Annotated in this window: 1 protein-coding gene; it reads right to left on the reverse strand. The window is 76.7% G+C overall.

Features of this window, described 5'->3' with window-relative positions; all coding sequences use genetic code 11:
• Positions 1-201: SAM-dependent methyltransferase (locus V5O46_RS31780; protein WP_408649092.1), on the reverse strand; the 201-nt coding region annotated here is incomplete at its 3' end.
• Position 202: the final 1 nt, after the last annotated feature.

Here is a 202-nt window from a genome sequence, read left to right on the forward strand (position 1 = left end):
ACCCCGGGCGCGGACGGTGTTGGCCGCCGCGTAGTCCACGCCGTCCACCCGGCAGCCGTAGCCGTCGGCGAGCAGCAGGGCGGTGGTGCCGCGACCGGAGGCCACGTCCAGAACCCGGGCGTCCGGGGTGAGCGCGAGGCCGTCGACGAGGCGGCGGGTCAGTGCGGTGCCGCCGGGGTGGTAGGAGTCACCGAGCAGCAGG

Origin of the sequence: Streptomyces poriticola (genome assembly GCF_036689765.1) — a bacterium.
GTDB classification, from domain to species: domain Bacteria; phylum Actinomycetota; class Actinomycetes; order Streptomycetales; family Streptomycetaceae; genus Streptomyces; species Streptomyces poriticola.